At 70.7% G+C, this 18443-nt stretch carries 21 protein-coding genes; 8 read left to right on the top strand and 13 right to left on the bottom strand.

What is annotated here, in order from left to right; genetic code table 11:
* Positions 1-205: 205 nt before the first annotated feature.
* The 6 genes from PKF00_RS23860 to PKF00_RS23885 form a co-directional block, all read right to left on the bottom strand.
* Complete coding sequence (locus tag PKF00_RS23860; RefSeq protein WP_271219849.1) at positions 206-922, bottom strand: HAD family hydrolase; 717 nt, start codon at positions 920-922, stop codon at positions 206-208.
* 75 nt (positions 923-997) lie between these two features.
* Positions 998-1477: a type 1 periplasmic-binding domain-containing protein gene (locus PKF00_RS23865; protein WP_271219850.1), complete on the bottom strand. Its 480-nt coding sequence runs from the start codon at positions 1475-1477 to the stop codon at positions 998-1000.
* Positions 1474-2271 carry a 2OG-Fe(II) oxygenase gene (locus PKF00_RS23870; protein WP_271219851.1) on the bottom strand — a complete coding sequence of 266 codons (798 nt, stop codon included), beginning with the start codon at positions 2269-2271 and terminating at the stop codon, positions 1474-1476. Before PKF00_RS23870 ends, PKF00_RS23865 begins: the two co-directional genes overlap by 4 nt.
* Entirely contained in the window at positions 2268-2891 is a 624-nt protein-coding gene (locus tag PKF00_RS23875) for a methylated-DNA--[protein]-cysteine S-methyltransferase (RefSeq protein WP_271219852.1), read from the bottom strand. Before PKF00_RS23875 ends, PKF00_RS23870 begins: the two co-directional genes overlap by 4 nt.
* The gene (locus PKF00_RS23880; RefSeq protein ID WP_271219853.1) at positions 2888-3373 is read right to left on the bottom strand and encodes an RNA polymerase sigma factor; all 486 of its coding nucleotides are present in this window, start codon (positions 3371-3373) and stop codon (positions 2888-2890) included. The genes PKF00_RS23875 and PKF00_RS23880 overlap by 4 nt, the downstream gene beginning before the upstream one ends.
* Positions 3374-3466: 93 nt before the next feature.
* Positions 3467-3961 carry a methylated-DNA--[protein]-cysteine S-methyltransferase gene (locus PKF00_RS23885; RefSeq protein WP_271219854.1) on the bottom strand — a complete coding sequence of 165 codons (495 nt, stop codon included), beginning with the start codon at positions 3959-3961 and terminating at the stop codon, positions 3467-3469.
* Between the two features lie 488 nt (positions 3962-4449).
* Between PKF00_RS23885 and PKF00_RS23890 the strand changes: the two genes are divergently transcribed.
* From PKF00_RS23890 to PKF00_RS23905, 4 genes are all read left to right on the top strand, one after another.
* On the top strand, positions 4450-5373 hold the full coding sequence (locus PKF00_RS23890; RefSeq protein ID WP_271219855.1) for a hypothetical protein: 924 nt from the start codon (positions 4450-4452) through the stop codon (positions 5371-5373).
* A 274-nt stretch (positions 5374-5647) separates the two neighbouring features.
* Positions 5648-6034, top strand: a complete 387-nt coding sequence (locus PKF00_RS23895) for a hypothetical protein (RefSeq protein ID WP_271219856.1) — start codon at positions 5648-5650, stop codon at positions 6032-6034.
* Positions 6031-6513: a hypothetical protein gene (locus tag PKF00_RS23900; RefSeq protein ID WP_271219857.1), complete on the top strand. Its 483-nt coding sequence runs from the start codon at positions 6031-6033 to the stop codon at positions 6511-6513. The genes PKF00_RS23895 and PKF00_RS23900 overlap by 4 nt, the downstream gene beginning before the upstream one ends.
* A gap of 166 nt (positions 6514-6679) precedes the next feature.
* The gene (locus tag PKF00_RS23905) at positions 6680-8599 is read left to right on the top strand and encodes a glycoside hydrolase family 15 protein (protein WP_271219858.1); all 1920 of its coding nucleotides are present in this window, start codon (positions 6680-6682) and stop codon (positions 8597-8599) included.
* A 119-nt stretch (positions 8600-8718) separates the two neighbouring features.
* On the opposite strand, the gene PKF00_RS23910 is transcribed toward PKF00_RS23905, so the two are convergent.
* The 6 genes from PKF00_RS23910 to PKF00_RS23935 form a co-directional block, all read right to left on the bottom strand.
* A complete protein-coding gene (locus PKF00_RS23910) occupies positions 8719-9576 on the bottom strand; it encodes a universal stress protein (protein ID WP_271219859.1) in 858 nt (285 codons plus the stop codon).
* A gap of 134 nt (positions 9577-9710) precedes the next feature.
* Positions 9711-10508 (bottom strand): signal peptidase I, encoded by a 798-nt coding sequence (gene lepB / locus PKF00_RS23915; protein ID WP_271219860.1) that lies wholly within the window; start codon positions 10506-10508, stop codon positions 9711-9713.
* Positions 10509-10803: 295 nt separating this feature from the next.
* Positions 10804-11016, bottom strand: a complete 213-nt coding sequence (locus tag PKF00_RS23920; RefSeq protein WP_271219861.1) for a hypothetical protein — start codon at positions 11014-11016, stop codon at positions 10804-10806.
* A gap of 443 nt (positions 11017-11459) precedes the next feature.
* The gene (locus PKF00_RS23925; RefSeq protein WP_271219862.1) at positions 11460-12182 is read right to left on the bottom strand and encodes a phosphatase PAP2 family protein; all 723 of its coding nucleotides are present in this window, start codon (positions 12180-12182) and stop codon (positions 11460-11462) included.
* A gap of 22 nt (positions 12183-12204) precedes the next feature.
* A complete protein-coding gene (locus PKF00_RS23930) occupies positions 12205-12951 on the bottom strand; it encodes a phosphatase PAP2 family protein (RefSeq protein ID WP_271219863.1) in 747 nt (248 codons plus the stop codon).
* 93 nt (positions 12952-13044) lie between these two features.
* On the bottom strand, positions 13045-13428 hold the full coding sequence (locus PKF00_RS23935; RefSeq protein WP_271219864.1) for a hypothetical protein: 384 nt from the start codon (positions 13426-13428) through the stop codon (positions 13045-13047).
* A gap of 191 nt (positions 13429-13619) precedes the next feature.
* On the opposite strand from PKF00_RS23935, the gene PKF00_RS23940 reads away from it, so the two are divergent.
* The 4 genes from PKF00_RS23940 to PKF00_RS23955 all read left to right on the top strand — a co-directional run bounded on the left by PKF00_RS23940 (position 13620) and on the right by PKF00_RS23955 (position 16492).
* On the top strand, positions 13620-14087 hold the full coding sequence (locus tag PKF00_RS23940) for a GAF domain-containing protein (protein WP_271219865.1): 468 nt from the start codon (positions 13620-13622) through the stop codon (positions 14085-14087).
* A 45-nt stretch (positions 14088-14132) separates the two neighbouring features.
* Complete coding sequence (locus PKF00_RS23945; protein WP_271219866.1) at positions 14133-14840, top strand: GAF and ANTAR domain-containing protein; 708 nt, start codon at positions 14133-14135, stop codon at positions 14838-14840.
* Between the two features lie 329 nt (positions 14841-15169).
* Entirely contained in the window at positions 15170-16237 is a 1068-nt protein-coding gene (locus PKF00_RS23950) for a quinone-dependent dihydroorotate dehydrogenase (RefSeq protein WP_271219867.1), read from the top strand.
* A 51-nt stretch (positions 16238-16288) separates the two neighbouring features.
* Positions 16289-16492, top strand: coding sequence for a heavy-metal-associated domain-containing protein (locus tag PKF00_RS23955; protein ID WP_271219868.1), 204 nt, complete (start codon positions 16289-16291; stop codon positions 16490-16492).
* 289 nt (positions 16493-16781) lie between these two features.
* On the opposite strand, the gene PKF00_RS23960 is transcribed toward PKF00_RS23955, so the two are convergent.
* Positions 16782-18431, bottom strand: coding sequence for a beta-N-acetylhexosaminidase (locus PKF00_RS23960; RefSeq protein WP_271219869.1), 1650 nt, complete (start codon positions 18429-18431; stop codon positions 16782-16784).
* Positions 18432-18443 lie beyond the last annotated feature (12 nt).

Here is an 18443-nt window from a genome sequence, read left to right on the forward strand (position 1 = left end):
GACTCAAGTCCTCCGGTCTGAACGGTCCTTTCCCTGATGCGGTCACCGAAGTGAACGTGAGGCGAACGCTCGATCCTGAGCTGGAATTCCGGTTCGTGCTCCCATGATTACCGAACGTTTCCCGAATGTGGAGCCCGCCGGGGCCGAGCCGCCGCCCGGGGCCCTTCGGAAGGCCGCTCTCGCCCCGGCGGCGGATCTCGGGGTGTCAGGCCGGGGAGGTCAGGAGGGCGGGGAGTTCCCCGAGGGAGCGCACGACGGGCAGGTCCGTCCGCGCGGGACCTCCCCCACGGTTCAGCCAGACGCCGTACAGCCCTGCCGCCCTCGCGGCGGTGGCGTCGGTGTCGAGCCGGTCCCCGACGTAGGCCACCTCGGACGGGCGCAGGCGGATCGTCTCGCAGGCCGCGTGGAAGCTCTCCGGCGCGGGCTTGGCGACGCCGATGTCGCTGGAGGCGATCAGCACGGGCAGCGCCGTGTCCAGGCCGACCCGGCGGACCTTGTCGCGTTGCTGGGCGGCCTCCCCGTTGGTGAGAATCCCCAGCCGAAGCCAGGGCCGCCCGTCCACCAGCGCGTCGAGGCTCGCCATGACGTCAGGGAAGACCCGCCACGCGGATTCGTAGTGGCGCAGGTAGCCCGCGAACCAGGCGTCCGCCTCCCGCTCCTGCCAGCTTCCCAGGCCGAACTCGGCGGCGAGGGTCGTGATGCGCAGGCGGCGTTGTCCCGTGAAGGTGAGCTCACCCGCGAGGTAGCGGTCCATGGCGTGATGTTCGAGCTCCGACCAGCGCCGCCGCGCCGCCTCGTGATCGACCTCCGCCGATCCGGCGACCGCCTTCAGCGCCGCCGTGAACGCCGAGGCGGCGGCCGTGTCGTGGTCGACCAGCGTGCCGTCGAGGTCGAACAGGATCCCTTTGATCGTCCGGGCCATGGCCCTCCTTGCCCATCGTCGACGTCCTGACCGTTCATTCCATGATCGTCGATTCCCGGGGCGTCCGGCGGCCGGTCAGCGGGACGGCCGGTAGGGCCTGTCCCGGGGGTCGCCGATCTCCCACGTGCTCGCGTCGGACGCGACGCCGCGCATGCCCTCCAGGGTGCCCGGCCCGGCCAGCTCCACGACGCGGGCGTCGTCCAGGCCTGCGAAGCCGTACGTCCTGGCGGGATCCCAGTCGGTGCTGTGCCGCAGGCGGCGGCTCATCTGCGCCCACCCCGACGCCGCTCCCGCGACCACCCAGCCGTCAGGGGAGCCCGCTGTCATGCGCCGGGCGGGGCGCAGCCAGGAGGCGGCCTGTTCTGGCCAGTCGACGACGGCCAGGACCTGTCCGCCCCCGGCCTCCCACTCGCGGGCGAAGGCCTGTACGGCGGCGCGGGAGGCGGCGTCGCGGCCGTGCCCCAGGGTGAGGACCGCGAGGCGGGGCCTGGCCGCGCGGACCAGCTCGACCAACGCGTCCAGCTCGGCCCGGGTGTGCCGGACGGGGCGTGTCATGTCGCGTCGTGGAAGACCAGGCCCAGGGTGTGGCGGACACCCGAGCGAACCGTGCTGACCCCGTGACGGACCGGGGCCGCCGACCAGCCGCGCGCGGAGCGCACCGGACGGTCCCGGGTGGTGAAGACCAGCGCCCGCCCCTGTCCGAGCAGGGTCGAGGTGCCCCGGGACTGCGCCCTGGGCCGCTGCTCGACCAGCAGGAACTCCCCGCCGGTGTGGTCGACGCCGGGTTCGTTCAGGCCGATCACGACCTGCAGCGGGAACACCAGGTCTCCGTAGAGGTCGCGGTGCAGTGCGTTCCAGTCGCCCTCGCGGTACCGCAGCAGGATCGGTGTCGGTCGTCTCTGACCTGCGGCGTGACACATCTCCAGCCATTCTCCCAGGTCGTCCGGCCACGGCGCGGCCCTGCCGAGTCTGGCCGCCCAGGCGCGGGCGACAGGCAGCAGACGGGGGTAGAACGCCTGCCGCAGCCGCCCGACCAGGTCGGGGAACGGGTGGTCGAAGTAGCGGTACTGGCCGGATCCGAACCGGTGGCGGGCCATGTCGACGGTCGACCGGAAACGACCGGTCTCGTCGTACAGACCGGAGACGTCCGCGCACTCGGCGGAGGTGAGGATCCGCGGCGTCAGAGCGCATCCGTGCGTGTCGAGCTCCTCGGCCACCGCCGCCCAGTCGATCTGGCCGACCCGGATCGCCGGGTCCGCCGTCAGGTCGATCGAGGCCTCCCGTGTCAGGGGCTCGCCGGTCCCCGCCGCGCCCACCGCGGGGGTGCCGGTCGTGGTCGTGCCGCTCATGCCGTCGCCTCCAGTCCGAGCAGGATCCTCTTCGTCTCGACGCCGCCGACGTACTGGCCGATGGCGCCGTCGCTGCGTACCACGCGGTGGCAGGGCACCACGATCGGCAGCGGGTTGGTCGCGCACGCCGTGCCGACGGCGCGCACCGCCCTGGGGCTGCCCGCCGCCTCGGCGACGGTCGCGTAACTCGCGGTCGCGCCATAGCCGATCTCCCGCAGACGCGACAGCACGGTACGGCGGAAGCCGCGCGCGAGCCGGAGGTCCAGCGGCAGGTCGAACAGGCGGCGCCGGCCCGCGAAGTACTCCTCCAGCTCCCTGGCCGCGCCGTCGAGGCGCGCGGGGGCGCGCAGCACACGCGGGCTGACGCCCGCGGCCAGCTGCTCCAGGACCTTCTCGTGGTCCTCCCTGGCGTAGGCCACGCGCACCAGGCCCTCACCGGTCGCGGCCAGCAGCAGCGATCCGACAGGGGTGTCCACGGTGCGGTAGGCGACGTCCAGGATGCCCGCCCGGTCCGCGGCGGCCGCGAGGCGGGCGTGCAGCCGCGCCTGGGTCTCCTCGTCGACCAGGGGCAGGGCGGCGAACAGGTCGCCGTCAGCCGACGGTCGGCTCGTGGTCATCATCGGGCCTCTCCTTTCCGGTAGGTCCTGCGCAGGGCGGCGATGCCGTCCGCCGCGGCTCTGCGGGCCGCCTCCGCGCTGCCGCCGACCACCTCGGCCACCTCCGCGTACGGCAGGCCCGCGAGGTAGTGGTAGGCGATGGTCTGGCGCTGTTTGAGCGGCAGGGCCCTGAGCTCGTCCAGCAGGTCGCGTTCCTCGCCGCCGGGCAGCCCGTCGACGCTGGGCGTCTCGGGAACCCGTTCGGTCGGGATCGCCCGCCGGGACTCGGCGCGAACCTGGTCGACGGCCTTGCGGTGGGCGATCGTGACCAGCCACGCCTCGACGTTGCTGTCCGGCCGCAGCTCCGGATAGGCCTGCATGGCCGCCAGGAACGTCTCGGACCAGGCGTCCTCTGCGGTGGCCGTGTGACCCAGCACGGCACGGCACACGCGCAGCACCATCGGCCCGTACCTGGCCACGATCACTTCGAAGGGTTGCTGTCTCACATCTGGTAAACGTGTCAGGTCCACCGGATGTGAGGTCGCGATCCCGTGGTGGAGGCGAACGTGTCGGAACCGCGGGATGTCAGGCCGCGTTCCTCAGAACAGCGACCCCTGCCGCGCGGGCGACTCCAGTTCGAGCAGGAAGCCCTTGCGCGCGAGCCCGCCGGAGAAGCCCGTCAGAGCGCCGTCGCCGCCGACGACCCGGTGGCAGGGCACGATCACCGCGACCGGGTTCCTGGCGTTCGCCGCGCCCACGGCGCGGACCCGGTCCGGCCTGCCGATCGCGTCCGCCACCCGGGTGTAGCTCCATCTCTGGCCGTAGGGGATGGTCCTCAGCACATCCCAGACGCGCCGCTGGAAGTCGCCGCCCTCGAGCCGCACCGGCACCGTGAACTCCCGGCGCAGCCCGGCGAAGTACTCCGCGAGCTGTTCGACTGTCTCCTCGAACCCGTGCCCGACCCGGGGGCCGAAGGTCGAAGGGTCGGGCATGCGCAGATGCTGCTCCATGTACAGGCCGCTCAGCACGCCGTCCGTGGCGACGAGGGTCAGCGTCCCCATCGGCGAGTCGATCAGCGTGTGGGTTCTCATCATGCTCTCCTTCCGTTCCTCTGCCCGGTAGACGCCCGGGGAGGCCGGAACGTGAGGTCGACCGTTCGGGTTTCCGCGCCGCCCGCGATGTCGCGCCTCGGCGGCGTCATGCGCGCACCGGTTTCCAGACGACGGTTACGTTCGGGTATTCAGACGTTCGGCGTTCGGACCTTCAAAAGGGTCAGACGCGTCGCTTTCCTGCTCCGCGTCGTCACACCCGAATCGGCGTGCTCGCACGGGTGAAGGGCGGCCTCGGATTACTTCGACCCGGATTCCATAACGAATCACTACCTAAAGCTGTATTTCCGGTATGCCGTACTAGTGACTGATAGCCAGTCTTGCGTTTTTCGATCGCCTGAGCAAACGCGAAGTGCTAAACATGGCCTTCTATGAGAATCTTCCGGCGCCGGAAGGGCGGACAGCCCGTCGGTGGCACCTTCGTTGTGGGACGCGCGTGGAAAGACGTCGCTCTTGACGCCGCCGTCGAGGCGGTGGAAGAGGGTTATCTGAACGCGGGAGTCGTCCTTCTCGGCGAGACGCATCGCGACCCCGAGCTGCGCTCGCTGAGGCTCGACGCGCTCAGCCGCGCCGCGGTCGGCAGGAGCCAGGGAATCGCCGAGATGCTCGACGGGGCGCCCGACAGGGCGGACATCCTGCTGTGGCTCGGCCGTACCGTCGTCGACGAGGCGTGGGTCATCCGCGGCGGCAGTTTCGCGGACACCGTCGACGACGACCGGTTCAAGATGTTCTTCGCGACCCTGTCCGGCGCCTACGAGCCCCTCATGGAGGCGGCCAGACTGCGGCCCGCCGACCCCGTGCCCTGGGAGTCCATGATCTGGTTCGCCATGGGCATGCAGTTCGACCGTGTGGAACAGGACGTGATCTGGGAGGAGCTCACCGCCAGGTCCCTTACGCTGTTCTCCGCCTACTGGGCCAGGCTGCAGTCCCTGAGCGTGAAGTGGGGCGGCTCCCACGAGGAGATGTTCGCTCACGCCCGCACGGCGGTCTCGCTCGCGCCCGAGGGGCACCCGCTCACGGCGATGCTGGCGCTCGCGCACCTGGAGCATCTCCTCGCCGAGGAGCGCCGCCTCGTGGCGGAGAACAGGATGATGGCCTATGTGAAGTTCGGCATGAAGTACTTCTCCGAACAGATCGTCGGCGAGCTGAAGGAGGCGGAGCGTCGCTGGACGGCCCACGCCGAGCAGCACCCCCGGGACATCGAGGCCCATCATCTGTTCGGTGCGATCTTCATGCGCGACGCCGTCACGCACGACCTCGCGGCCTGGCACCTGGGGCGGGTGGGCAACCGCGTCGGACGCTCCGCTCCGTGGAGCTACATGGGCGACCCGGCTGAGGAGTTCGCCGCCGCGCTGAGAAAACTCAGGCTCCCCCTTCCCGTGGCGGACGGCGTCTGAGCGCCACGCGGGCCCCTTTCCCGGGCGTCGTGTCCGCTCCGCCGCGTGGCCTTTCCGCTCGTCGTGCGGTGTCGCGTTCCAGGCGTCATCGTTGTCTTTCCGTCACCCCTGTGACCGGCCGCGCGACGCCGAAGGATTTGATGGACGGGAAGGGGGCGGAACGGCCGGCCGAAACGGCTTCGTTCTCATCCGGTTCTCATGCCTCATCGAGGTTCGTCTGAGACGGTCCGGCCAGCCTTCGAAGCACGAAGACTCGAATACAGGACGGTTCACAGTGAAACCAGCGAAAACAAAACCGGCCGCGGCGGTGCTCCTCGCCTGCTCCTTCCTCGCCGCCTGCGGCGGATCTCCCACGACCCAGGCCTCTCCCTCGGCTCCGGCCTCCCCCGCCCCCGCCACGAGCGGGGCCGTGCCCTCGTCGGCCCCGGGCGGATCCACACAGGTCAAGAAGGTCTCGGCGAACACCGCGAGCGAGGCCGAGATCGCCGAGGCGCTCAGGGCCGCGGGCGTGCCCAACCCCGAGCGGTGGGCCGAGGAGGTCGTCGAATACCGGCCGTACGCCGCGGACGACCCCGACCTCACCTCGCTCCGTGAGAACCTCGCCAAGTACAACCCCGGCGAGGAGACCGTCGACAAGATCGTCTCGGCACTGACTCCGTGAGCGGCCGCCTCCCGGTGCTGCGTGGCGGTCTCATCGGTGTGACCGTGCTCGGGATTCTCGGCACCGCCTTCGAACTCGCCACCGAGCAGCACTGGAAGAACTGGGAGCAACTGGTCGCCTGGGGGGCGCTGGTCCTCCTCGCCGTCGCGGTCGCGCTCGTCGCCTTCCGGGACTCGCCGAGGGGGGTCGCCGTGGCCAGGGCGCTCTCGCTGGCCGTACTGCTGGCCGCGGTGTTCGGCGTCTACGCGCACGTGGCGGCCAACTACGGCGCGGGCCCCCTCGACCAGCGCTACGCCGCCACCTGGGAGAGCCTGCCCGTCACGCTCCGCTGGTGGTACGCCTTCACCAAGTCGGTGGGACCGGCTCCGTCCCTCGCGCCGGGCGCGCTCGCCCAGACCGCGCTCGTCCTGCTTCTCGCGTCCCTGATCCGCAGGCCGGGGACGCGGGGCCCGACGGCCGGGCCGGGACGCAAGGGCTGACGGAAGGGTGGGCGGGGCCGGGGCGCGACGGTGTGCGGAGGCCCGGCAGCGGGTGCGACCAGGCCTCGGCGAAGGAGGCCTTCCGCCTGGCGGAACCCTTCCTTACCTGCGCTTTCATGCCTAAAGTGGGGGTGTGGCGGTGTCTCTGGGGAAAGCAGGTCATCGCATGACGGTGAATTCCTCGGCAGGCGTTTTCTACGACTGTTCTCCGTTCCCTCCGATCGCGGACTACGCCTTTCTGTCCGACTGCGAGGCCACCGCCCTGGTGGCGCCGAGCGGGAACGTCGAGTGGCTGTGCCTGCCCCGGATGGACTCACCCAGCGTGTTCGCCGCCATCCTGGACCGCGACGCGGGGGGCTTCCGGCTCGGTCCCGCCGACCTGAGGGTGCCCGCCGCGCGCCGCTACCTCCCCGGCACCATGGTGCTGGAGACGAGCTGGGGCACCCCGACCGGCTGGATCATCGTGCGTGACCTGCTGGTCATCGGCCCGTGGCATCACGACGACGAGCTCTCCCACACCCACCGCAGGGCGCCGACCGACTACGACGCCAGCCACGTGCTGTTGCGCACGGTGCGCTGCGTCAGCGGTGAGGTTCAGGTCACGCTGGACTGCGAACCGGTGTTCGACTACGGCCGCGTGCCGGCCCGGTGGTCCTACGCCGACAGGGGATACCACCAGGGCGTCGCCAGGGCCGACGGGGTGAGTCTGGAGCTCAAGCTCACCACCGACATGCGGCTGGGGTTCGAGGCCGCGCGGGCGACGGCGCGCACCCTGCTGCGCGAGGGCGACACCCGTTTCTGCGCGCTGACCTGGACCTCGCACGAGCCGCCGTACACCTTCGAGGAGGCCTACGGCAGGCTCGTGTGGACCGCCCACCACTGGCAGCACTGGCTCGCCAGGGGAGACTTCCCCGACCATCCGTGGCGGAGCTTCCTGGAGCGCAGCGCGCTCACCCTGAAGGGCCTGGCCTTCGCTCCGAGCGGCGCGCTGATCGCGGCGGCCACCACCTCCCTGCCGGAGGTGCCGGGCGGGGACCGCAACTGGGACTACCGCTACAGCTGGATACGGGACTCGACGTTCGCCCTCTGGGGCCTGTACACGCTGGGGTTCGACTGGGAGGCGGACGACTTCTTCTGGTTCATCGCCGACGTCGCGGAGCGCGACGACGAGCTGCAGGTCATGTACGGCGTCGACGGCGAGCGCGACCTTCAGGAGCGCATTCTCGACAACCTCGACGGCTACGAGGGTTCCAGTCCGGTGCGCGTCGGCAACGCCGCCTACGACCACCGGCAGAACGACGTCTGGGGAGCGGTCCTCGACTCCTTCTACATCCACACCCGTTCCCGGGACCGCCTGGACGAGCGGATCTGGCCCATCCTGAAACGGCAGGTCGAATCCGCCATCAGATACTGGCGCGAACCGGACCGGGGCATCTGGGAGGTGCGCGGCGAGCCCAAGCACTTCACCTCGTCGAAGGTCATGTGCTGGGTCGCCACGGACAGGGGAGCGCGGCTCGCCAGACTGCGCCAGGACATGGGCCTGGCGGCGCGCTGGCAGGAGATCGCCGACGAGATCCACGCCGACGTGTGCGCCAACGGCGTCAGCGACCGGGGGATCTTCAAGCAGCACTACGAAACCGACGCCCTCGACGCCTCGCTCCTGCTCATCCCGCTGGTCGGCTTCCTGCCGCCTGACGACCCCCGGGTCCGCAACACCGTCCTGGCCGTCGCCGACGAGCTGGCCGTGGACGACCTGGTCCTGCGCTACCTGCCGAAGGAGACCGACGACGGCCTGCTGGGAGAGGAGGGAACCTTCACGATCTGCTCGTTCTGGCTCGTCTCCGCCCTGACGGAGATCGGGGAGCACCCGAGGGCCCGCAGGCTCTGCGAGAAGGTGCTCTCCTTCGCCAGCCCGCTCGGCCTCTACGCCGAGGAGATCGATCCGGTCAGCGGACGCCACCTGGGCAACTTCCCCCAGGCCTTCACCCACCTGGCCCTCATCAACGCGGTCATCCACATCATCAGGGCCGAGCGCGGCAGGTTCGGCGGGAGGACGTGGCAGGGGCCCGCCTCCGAGTCGCTGTGACGGGTTCGCCGGCATGGCGGGCGGCATGGCGGGCGGCGTGACAGACGTGGAGCGGCCGCCCGATCCGGCACGGCGGCCGGCCGGGCGGGGGCGCGGCCGGCCGGGCGGCCGCCGCGCGGTCACCGTGAGGACGTGGCGGACCTGTGCGAGGCGACCACCATGACCGTGCTGGGCGCTCCCCGCAGCACCGCCTGGCAGACCAGCCCGAGCGGCAGCTCGACCGGGTCGCTCCGGTAACGGTCACCGATGATCACCACGTCCGCCTCCTCGGCCGCGTGCTGGAGCGCCGCGACCAGGGAGACCTCCTCGACCAGGGTCTCCACGGTCACCTCGGGATACTTCTCCTCCCACACCGCGACGGCCCTGTGGAAGTGGGCCGCGACCTCCCGGATGTCCCCGTCGCCCACGGTGTCCTCCGTGCCCAGGCAGATCGCCCGTAGCGGAGCCTTGCGCAGCCGCGCCTCCTCGAAGGCCAGCCCGAGCTCGGGCCGTTCGGGGGCCGCGCCGTCCACCCCCACGACCACGAGGTCGACGCGGGGACGGAACTGCTCCTTGACGACGGCCACCGGGCAGTACGCGTGCGCGGCGAGCTGGACCGCGGTCGAGCCGATCTGCAGTTCCTCGAAGCCGCCCGATCCGCGACGGCCGACCACGACCAGGTCCGCGACGCCCGACTCGCCCATCAGGACGACCGAGGGCGACCCGGTCTCCAGGCGTGGCCGGACCTCCAGGCGCGGGGCGAGGCCGCGCGCCAGGCTCACCCCCCTGTCGAGCACGTGCTGGCCCATGCGCCGTACGGCCTCCAGACTGTCGGGGGAGGTCGGCGGCGTCTTGTAGGGCCACTGCCAGGCGTGACAGACGACCAGGGGGACGAAGCGCAGCCGCGCCTCCTCGACGGCCCATCTGAGAGCCCGCTCGCTTGGTTTCGACCCGTCGTATCCCACGACCACAGGCCGCTCGTCACCGCTGTCTCGCATCGCGGTTGCCTCCCCCTGTTGCCCCCTGTGCCCCTACCTCCATCCTTGTCCCATTTCCCCGGCTGTGGCGAGCACCACGCCCAAGAGCTTTCCCGTCTTACGGCCCGCTTGCGTCGGCGAGAGCGCAGGTCAGGCTAGGCGCGGCGGCGTAGCCTGCGGCGGCGCCAGTGCATCAGGGGGACCGCTCCCGCGAGTCCGAGAACGAGCGGGGCCTCGGAGCCGACGATCTCCGCGGCCCTCAGCGCGGGCTGGGAGAAGGTGTCGGGGATGGGGAGCGTGGTGGCGTGGGAGAAGGGCCACACGATCACGAAGGCGCGGCCGATCACCTGCTCCTGGGGGATCGCGCCGCCGCCGGGGTCACGCTGGTGGAAACGGGAGTCGGACGAGACGAAGCGGTGGTCGCCCATCACCCACAGGCGTCCCTGCGGCACCGTGATCTCGAACGGAATCTCCGACGGCTTGTCCCCTGGATACAGGTAGTCCTCGACGAGCGGGACCCCGTTGACCGTGAGGCGGCCCTTGGCGTCGCAGCACTTCACCTTGTCCCCGGGCAGGCCGATGACCCGCTTGATGAAATCGCGCTCTCCGGGGACCAGGCCGAAGACGGAGCCGACCCACCTCAGGGCTCCCGTCACCGGGTTGGACGGCTCCTCGAACTCGGCCTCCCCCTTCCAGGAGTCCACCCCGGCGAAGACGACCACGTCGCCGCGCTCGATGTCGCGGACCCGGTAGACGAGCTTGTTCACCAGGACCTGGTCGTTGATCAGAAGCGTGTTCTCCATCGACCCGGACGGGATGTAGAACGCCTGGACGATGAAAGTCTTGATCAGCAGGGCCAGCAGAAGCGCGACCGCGACCATGATGGGAAGCTCCCGCCAGAGGGAGCCCTTCTTCGGGGCCTTCTTCGAAGCCTTTTGGGCCGGCTGCTCCATGTCCTCCGCGACCACGCGCACCCCGTCCCCGGCGGGGCGGCGTCTCCCCTGCCCCCGGCCTCATAGGTTTCTCGCTGACGAGACTAGATCATGCCTACTTCAGGCGCTTCGCGTCGAGACGGCCGGGTGTCACGACAGTGGCCGCCTCATCGCTCGGCCGGGGCGGGCGACGGGGCCGTGGCCGCGTCGCGGGGTCCGGCCGGCCGAGCCGGGAACCGGACCCGCGAGGCGGCGGGCCGTGCGAAGCGGACCGGTCGGCGGGGTCGGGGGTCCGCTTCGCGAGCGCGGGACGCGCTCAGGCGTTCACCATCGCCGTCTCGCTGACCGGCTGCTGCTCGGCCTGCGGCTGGAGCTGCGCGGCGGGCTCGGCGACGGCGGCCGCGGCGGGCGGGCAGGCGCAGTATCCGTTCGTGACGATCAGACGGCCACGGTGAGGGGTGTAGTCGCGGGAGTCCTTGGTGAGGAGAACACCCGTGCAGGTATTGCAGACAATCGGCTGACGATCCATGGGACGGCTTCCTTCCGTGAGGGTAGCCGTCGAACGCCTCTGAGTCCGGCCGGCTGGCTGCTCCTATCCCGGAAGGAAGACCTTAATCTCCCAATCGGGACTTCTATCCTACTGCGTAGCGTAAAGTAGCTTAAAATGCACAGATTGTGACACTTGGGAGGTATTTGTGGATCTTGTCCCGTCTATCACGGGACTGTGACGGCCATTGTCGTTTCATGGCGCGCGAGCTTTATGGAGGTCGGGCGAGGTGAGCGATGATGATCGTGAAGACAAACCTTTTTGAGGGTATCTTCCTCTACTTCTCCTGTCTTCGAGGGGGAAAAGCAGTAAAGGGTGGCATATCACTAGATTGACGGCGCTCATTGCTGATCTTTGTCAGAATCCGTCGCGCTCACCCCGATCCGGAGGCCGCCCTCGCGGGGAACGCCGTTCCGAGGGGAACGCTACGCGGTCGCGAGCCGGTCGTCCTTCTTCCGCTCCTGTTTCCTCTCCGGCCCGTCCGTCAGCACCGGCCTGAACAGCAGCGCGTTGGCCGCGACCGCGACGCAGACGAGGCCGAGCAGCACGCCCCAGCTCACGTCGCTCAGGTGGTGCATCCCGCGGTACATCCGGGAGTAGGCGATGCCCAGCGGGATCGCCAGACCGACCAGCCACCACAGCACGTTCAGGGCCTTGTAGCGGTGGGTGTGCAGGGTCAGCACCAGGGCGAGCCCGCAGTAGAAGGCGACCGCGGCGCTGGTGTGCCCCGAGGGGAAGCTGGAGGTGGGGGGAGCGGGGTCCAGGTGCTGGACGAGGGGCCGCTTGCGCTGGGCGAAGACGGTCGCCAGCAGGAAGATCGCGGACTGGGAGAACACCGCCAGCACCAGGAACGCCGACTCGTTCCAGCGCTTGAACACCAGCCTGAAGAGGATCAGGAGCGCCGCGGTGGCGATGATGATCGTCGGCATGTCGGACAGACCGGTCAGCTTGTCCGTGATGGTGTTCAGGACGTCGGTGCGGCCGTTGGCCAGCTGCTCGTTGACCCCCTCGTCGTTCGCGACGAGGGTCGTCGTCTGCAGGACTTTGGTGATCAGGAGCCCGACGCCGATCGTCAGCACGGCCATGACCGCCAGGGGGAGCAGGATCAGGCGCAGCGCGCCCTTGAGATCGAACGACGGTTTCGACATGGCGTCCCGGCTACCCGAGATCTCACTGTCGGAACGCCTCGGGCTCCACGCCTTCCTTGTGCGGTTCGGCGGGCCTGCGTCCCTCGTCCCGCCGCCACTTCTCGAACCCCGCGACCGTCCCCGCGACCACCACCACGCCCAGCGCCATCCCCGCGATCACGTCGCTGAACCAGTGGACGCCGAGCGCGACCCGCGTGTAGGCGACGAAGACCGTCAGGGCCGCCGCGACGGCCCAGAGGGAGAGCCGGGCGGCCAGGCTCCTCACCCGTGGCAGCAGCATGAGCACGAGCACGCACGTCCCCGTCGCCACCGCCATCGCGTGTCCCGAGGGGAACGACGCGCCGGGCGCCCACGAGACCGGATCGGGCAGGACGGGCCGTGCCCGATTGACGATCTCCTTGATCGCGAGGTTCAGCAGACCGCTGACGGTGATCGTGACGACCGCCCAGACCGCCAGCCGTCGCGCTCCGCGGAACCAGGCCCAGACCGCCGCGGCCACCACGAGCACGCGCCACGGGTTCGGACCGAACACCTCGGTCGCGACGTTGAGGAAACGCGCGTAGTCGAGATCGGCCAGCGCGTACGCGTGCAACCGCTGGGCGATGCCCTCGTCGAAGTCGTTCAGCGGCTCGAAGGAGGACATCACGAGCACCAGCAGCAGGACGAACGGCACGGAGAACAGCGCGACGGCCGCCACCGCGACCGTGAGCCGCACTCCCAGGCGGCGGTCCGAGTCCTGACGGCTGCGGTGGTTGAGTGACCTGACCATTGTTCATCGCTACCCGATCGCGGGCGGATATGCCTACGGCGGCACGCGAACCTCTCAGGGGCCGGTCTCCGGGGCGGTGTCCCGACGCGTCCTTCAAGCGGCGTGGCGGCTCTCGCGCCGGGTGGTCCAGCGCAGCACGTCGCAGTGCCGTCGCTCGGCCTCTGCCAGGGCGGACTCGTCGGCGTAGGAGTCGAGCACGGCCCGCAGCTGCGGCATCTGCTCCGCCACGTCCGCCCACGCCCGCGCGGGATCGTCGGAGCCGAGTTCGATCAGCGCGTCCAGGTGCGCGGCGTAGGCGGTCCACCACTGGCGGCTCAGCTCGGCGAGGAACCCGCTCAGGCCGCCGAACTCTTGCTGGATGTCGGGCTCCCACCACGGGGGGACCGAGGTGTCGCCGGTTTCGGCCATGTCGCGGAGCACGATGTGCACCAGGGCGCGGCGGCGGCGGATGATGGCCGAACGTGACAGGATGTTCATGTCCACACCCTGCCGCCCCCAGTTTGCCGAACGCTTAACGATCTATTGACGGCAATATACGGCCCCTGCCGGGCCGGTGACGTGAGAACCGCTTGGCCGGACTCGTCGCGCGGCACTAGGCTGCGAGCCGCAGATCATTCCGCCCTGTGTCCGCGGAGCTACCTCAGCGACTCGGGGGGAGCCCCATGGGCATGGGCGAAGGGTTTGAGCGCGGGCTGGTCGACCGGACCCTGGGCGCTCTCGCGGACGTTCTCGGCACCGACGGCGCGACGCTGACCCTGTTCGACGACCGCGACCGGCCGCGCGCGGTCGCGGGCTCCGACGACGACGGCAGACGGCTGGAGCTCGCGCAGGAGCGGACCGGTTCGGGTCCGGCCGTCGAGACCCTGGCCCACGGCGCGGACATGGCGGTCGACGACCTCCACGCGGCCCGTCCTCTCGGTTTCCCCGGCCTGGCGGCCCAGGTCTCGGAGATCCACGCGGTCCTCTCCGTGCCCCTGCGCGCGGACGACCGGCTGATCGGCACCCTCAGTTTCTACGACCGGACCAGCCACGAATGGCAGCCCGCGAAGGTCAGGGCGGGGGAGCGCCTTGGCGAGCTGATGGTGATGGTCCTGCAGGTCCTCGCCCATAAATCTTCGACTTCTGGGAAGTCGTAGTGCCCATGTCAAGTAATCAGGTCGACGCTGGAAGGCGCCAAACATATGACTCACATTGATCCGGAGGCGCTGGTCGCCAGCCTGAGAAGGCTCAGGACGACGTCGTCCACGACGGGCATAGTCCACCAGTTGGAGAGAGCTGTGGACGTCGTGGACTCGCTGTTCGGCTACTCCGGTGCGGGTCTGATGTTTGCTGAGGAGGGCAAGGACCTGCGTTACCTGGTCGCGACCGACGCCAGGGGGCGCAGCCTGGAGGACGCCCAGTTGCACCTGGGACAGGGGCCGTGCGTGTCGGCCTATGAGGAGAACACCGCGGTGACGGCCTCGGACGTGCACTCCGATCCCCGCTGGCCGAAGCTGGCCGACCGGCTCCATCCCGAGGTCAGGGCGGTCGCGGGAGTGCCGGTGCGGCTCGGCGGGGAGCCGGTCGGCACGCTGAACGTCTACCAGTCCCAGCCGTACGAGTGGGACGAGTCGGATATCCAGGCGCTCTACGCCTACGCCGACGTGATCGAGCAACTTCTCACCGCCGCGATGGCCGCCGAGGAGAAGAGCGCCCTCGCCGACCAGCTCCAGTACGCCCTGGACTACCGGGTCGTCATCGAGCGGGCCATCGGCTATCTCATGGGCAAGCACGACCTCACCGCCGCCCAGGCCTTCACCGGGCTGCGCAAGCAGGCGAGGGACAGCAGGCGCAGGGTGGCCGACCTGGCCGCGGAGGTGCTCGGAGAGGCGGCGGGAGAGCTGCGGTGACCGCGCCGGCGCCCCCGCCCCCCGGGGTCCCCGGCGCTCCCGGTCTCCCGGGGTCCCCGGGTTTCCTGGTGTTCCCGGGTTTCCCGGCGTGTCCGGTTCCCGGTTTTCCCGGCGCCCTGGTTCGTGGGTTCCCCGGCGTTTCCGATGTTCTCGGCTCCGGGATTCCCGGCGCTCCTGGTTCCCCGGCCTGCCCGGCGTCCTCCGTTCCCGGACTTCCCGGCGTTTCCGGTGTCCCGGGCGTTTCCGGTGTCCCGGACGTTTCCGGTGTTCCGGGCGGGTGGAGCGGTCGGCGCGAGCCGCGCCCCGCCGGGGGACTACCCTGATCGGTGATGTATCGATTCGTGTTCACGCAGCTCCTCAGCCGCCTCGACCCCGAGGACGCGCACCATCTGGTGGTCGGCGCGCTCCGCCTTCTCTCGGTCGCGCCGGTGGTCAAGAGGCTCGTCCACCGCAGGCTCGCCCCTCGCGACCCTCTTCTGCGCGTGCAGGCCTTCGGCGTGCACTTTCCCGGCCCGTTCGGGCTGGCCGCGGGGTTCGACAAGGACGCGCGTTGCGCGGAGGCCTTGTCGGCGCTCGGCTTCAGCCATGTCGAGGTGGGCACGATCACCGCGCACGCCCAGCCGGGCAACGCCAGGCCCCGGCTGTTCCGCCTGCCGGGGGATCGGGCGCTCATCAACCGGATGGGCTTCAACAACGCGGGCGCGAGCGCCGCCGCCAAGGCGCTCGGCAGGACCCGCGGAGTTCCCGCCGTCGTGGGCGTCAACATCGGCAAGACCAAGGTCGTGCCCGAGGCGGAGGCCGTTCACGACTACGTGGCCGGCGCCAAGGAGCTGGCCGCGCTCGCCGACTACCTGGTGGTCAACGTCAGCTCGCCGAACACCCCGGGCCTGCGCAACCTGCAGGCCGTCGAGCTGCTGCGCCCTCTGCTGCGGGCGGTCAAGGAGGTCGCGGACGGCACCCCGAAGCGCACCCCGCTGCTGGTCAAGATCGCACCGGACCTGGCGGACGAGGACGTGGACGCCGTCGCCGACCTGGCGCTCGAGCTCGGGCTCGACGGCGTCATCGCGACCAACACCACGATCAGCCGCGAGGCCGTGAGCAGCACCGAGACCGGCGGTCTCTCGGGACGCCCGCTGAAGGCCCGCTCACTGGAGGTGCTGCGCAGGCTCAGGAGCAGGGTCGGCGACCGCCTGGTGCTCGTCTCCGTCGGCGGCGTCGAGGACGTCGACGACGTCTGGGAGCGCCTGCTCGCCGGGGCCACCCTGGTCCAGGGGTACAGCGCCTTCATCTACGAGGGCCCCTTCTGGGCCTGGCGCATCCACCGTGACCTGGCCCGCCGGATGCGCCGCCACGGCGTCACCGATCTGCGCGAGATCATCGGCCGTACCGCGAGCTGAGTCGATACCCTGGGTGGGTAACATCGACGAGATTCGGACACTGGAGGCGTGATGAGCGTGACCACCTACACCGTCACCGGCATGACCTGCGGGCACTGTGTGAGCTCGGTCAAGGAGGAGGTCGGCGAGGTCCCCGGCGTCACCGGGGTCGACGTCGACCTGGAGAGCGGCCGGGTCGACGTCTCCGGCGACGCCCTCGACGACGCGGCCGTCCGCGCCGCCATCGAGGAGGCCGGCTACCAGGTGGCGGGCTGACCCGCCCCCTCGGCTTCCCCGGCCCGCGCGGCCGCTCCTCGGCCCGCACAGCCGTCTCTCCCGGCCCGCACGGCCCCGTCCCGGCCCGCACGGCCCCGTCCCGGCCCGCACGGCCCCGTCCAGGTCCGTACGACCGCCTCTGGGCCGCACGACGCCGATCCCGTACGGCTCCGCCCCGGTCGTCGCCACCCGCCGACCGGGGCGCTGCCCGTCCCTCCACGCCCCTCGGGCGCGGCCACCTCACCGCCGTGACGCCGTCACGTCCTCCGGTGGGCGGTGAGCCGAGGTGTCACAGGCTCGGCCTGGTCGAGTCCGCCACGTGGGTCAGCTCCTCCAGGTGCTTCATGACCTCGTCCACCTTGACGAATCCGGGGCGGTGGCGGCGGGGGCCCGCTCCGCCGAGCTGCCACGGGCGCGGTCCGGTCAGCGGGCGGTACTCGACTCCCAGCGCGTCCAGCCTGCCCAGGTGCCGTTCGAGCCGCGCGTCGAAGCCGGAGCCCGCCAGGCCCGACCAGACGACCTCGGCCAGCGCGCAGCCCCTCGGCCACGCCCGGTAGTCGACGGCCCTGGCGTCCGGCAGGCGTTCGCTCCACAGCTGGAACTGCGCCCCGAGAACCCGTTCGCGCGCCGCGGCCGGCCACGACCCCGGTGCGGGCTCGTAGGCGGCGACGTCGGCGACGGTGGTGGTCTCGCCGATGGCGAGCGGCTCCTCCTCCGAGGCGGCCTCCGCGTAGTCGAGGTACAGGGGGAAGACGGGGGTCTGCACCACGTCGTGCCCGGCCTCCGCGGCGCGCTGCGCCACTCCGGGGCCGCGCCACGGCATCACGATCGTGTCCGCCCGCAGCATGCCGCTGACGAACGCCTCGTCCCACACGACCGCCCTGCTGCCCCGCTCGGCCAGCAGGTCCGCCAGTCTGCGCAGGAACCAGGCGTGCAGGTCGCTCAGGCTCTCCAGCCCCTGTGCGGCCTGGAAGGCCATGATCTCGGGGGAGGAGGCCCAGTCGTCGAGCACGCACTCGTCGCCGCCGATGTGCACGTACGGGGTCTCGCCGAGCGCCGCGAGGATCTCGTCGATGACGGCGATCAGGAAGTCGACGGTCGACGGGAGGGGCGACATGATCGCCGGTGAGATGCCCCAGCGGTCCAGCACGGTGAACGGCTCGGGGGTCCTGCCGTCCGTCGCCCGCGCGTCGAGCGAGGGATAGGCGGCCAGGAGCGCGGAGGCGTGCCCCGGCACGTCGATCTCGGGCACGATCGTCACGGCCCTGGCACGGGCGTAGTCGGAGATCTCCGCCAGGTCGTCCAGCGTGTAGTAGCCGCCGTGCGGGATCTCGTCGTAGACCGGGTCGTCCTCGTGGTGGCCGACGATCGTGCGCGGCCGGTGCGAGCCGACCTCGTGCAGCCTGGGGGCGACCCTGCTCTCGACCCGCCACCCCTGGTCGTCGACCAGGTGCAGGTGGAGGCGGTTGAGCTTGTGGACGGCCATGAGGTCGACCATCCTGAGCACCTCGCGCTTGGGCAGGAAGTGCCGTGCGACGTCGAGGTGGACGCCGCGCCACGACAGGCGCGGGGCGTCCTCGACCCGGCATCCGGGAACGCTCCACCCGCCCCTGGCCACGGTGCGGAACGCCCCGTCGGGGAGCAGCTGCCGCAGCGTCTGGCCGGCGTAGAACGCTCCCGAGCGGTCTCCGGCCGAGATCCGCACCCCCTGCCCCGTCACCTCCAGCCGGTAGGCCTCGTGGCCGAGGGACGGGTCGTGCTCGACCGTGATCGTTCCCGGCTCCGGGGCGGAGGCGGTGGGGCGCAGGTCGAGCACGGCGAGTGCCAGCCGTACCGCGTCCACCAGCTCGGCGGGACCGGAGACGGAGGTGCCGGGGGAGAGCTCGAAGGAGTCAGCGGTGGTTTCGAAGGCGACAGGACGTGGCAGCAGCGCATTCATGCATCAGATCAT

The organism is Streptosporangium carneum (genome assembly GCF_027922005.1).
Classification (GTDB): Bacteria; Actinomycetota; Actinomycetes; order Streptosporangiales; family Streptosporangiaceae; genus Streptosporangium; species Streptosporangium carneum.

Excerpts from the sequence above, each read along its gene's own strand:
- PKF00_RS23860 (WP_271219849.1), bottom strand. The coding sequence starts at position 922 with ATGGCCCGGACGATCAAAGGGATCCTGTTCGACCTCGACGGCACGCTG.
- PKF00_RS23865 (WP_271219850.1), bottom strand. The coding sequence starts at position 1,477 with ATGACACGCCCCGTCCGGCACACCCGGGCCGAGCTGGACGCGTTGGTC.
- PKF00_RS23870 (WP_271219851.1), bottom strand. The coding sequence starts at position 2,271 with ATGAGCGGCACGACCACGACCGGCACCCCCGCGGTGGGCGCGGCGGGG.
- PKF00_RS23875 (WP_271219852.1), bottom strand. The coding sequence starts at position 2,891 with ATGATGACCACGAGCCGACCGTCGGCTGACGGCGACCTGTTCGCCGCC.
- PKF00_RS23885 (WP_271219854.1), bottom strand. The coding sequence starts at position 3,961 with ATGATGAGAACCCACACGCTGATCGACTCGCCGATGGGGACGCTGACC.
- PKF00_RS23905 (WP_271219858.1), top strand. The coding sequence starts at position 6,680 with ATGACGGTGAATTCCTCGGCAGGCGTTTTCTACGACTGTTCTCCGTTC.
- PKF00_RS23910 (WP_271219859.1), bottom strand. The coding sequence starts at position 9,576 with ATGCGAGACAGCGGTGACGAGCGGCCTGTGGTCGTGGGATACGACGGG.
- lepB (WP_271219860.1), bottom strand. The coding sequence starts at position 10,508 with ATGGAGCAGCCGGCCCAAAAGGCTTCGAAGAAGGCCCCGAAGAAGGGC.
- PKF00_RS23920 (WP_271219861.1), bottom strand. The coding sequence starts at position 11,016 with ATGGATCGTCAGCCGATTGTCTGCAATACCTGCACGGGTGTTCTCCTC.
- PKF00_RS23925 (WP_271219862.1), bottom strand. The coding sequence starts at position 12,182 with ATGTCGAAACCGTCGTTCGATCTCAAGGGCGCGCTGCGCCTGATCCTG.
- PKF00_RS23930 (WP_271219863.1), bottom strand. The coding sequence starts at position 12,951 with ATGGTCAGGTCACTCAACCACCGCAGCCGTCAGGACTCGGACCGCCGC.
- PKF00_RS23935 (WP_271219864.1), bottom strand. The coding sequence starts at position 13,428 with ATGAACATCCTGTCACGTTCGGCCATCATCCGCCGCCGCCGCGCCCTG.
- PKF00_RS23940 (WP_271219865.1), top strand. The coding sequence starts at position 13,620 with ATGGGCGAAGGGTTTGAGCGCGGGCTGGTCGACCGGACCCTGGGCGCT.
- PKF00_RS23945 (WP_271219866.1), top strand. The coding sequence starts at position 14,133 with ATGACTCACATTGATCCGGAGGCGCTGGTCGCCAGCCTGAGAAGGCTC.
- PKF00_RS23950 (WP_271219867.1), top strand. The coding sequence starts at position 15,170 with ATGTATCGATTCGTGTTCACGCAGCTCCTCAGCCGCCTCGACCCCGAG.
- PKF00_RS23955 (WP_271219868.1), top strand. The coding sequence starts at position 16,289 with ATGAGCGTGACCACCTACACCGTCACCGGCATGACCTGCGGGCACTGT.
- PKF00_RS23960 (WP_271219869.1), bottom strand. The coding sequence starts at position 18,431 with ATGAATGCGCTGCTGCCACGTCCTGTCGCCTTCGAAACCACCGCTGAC.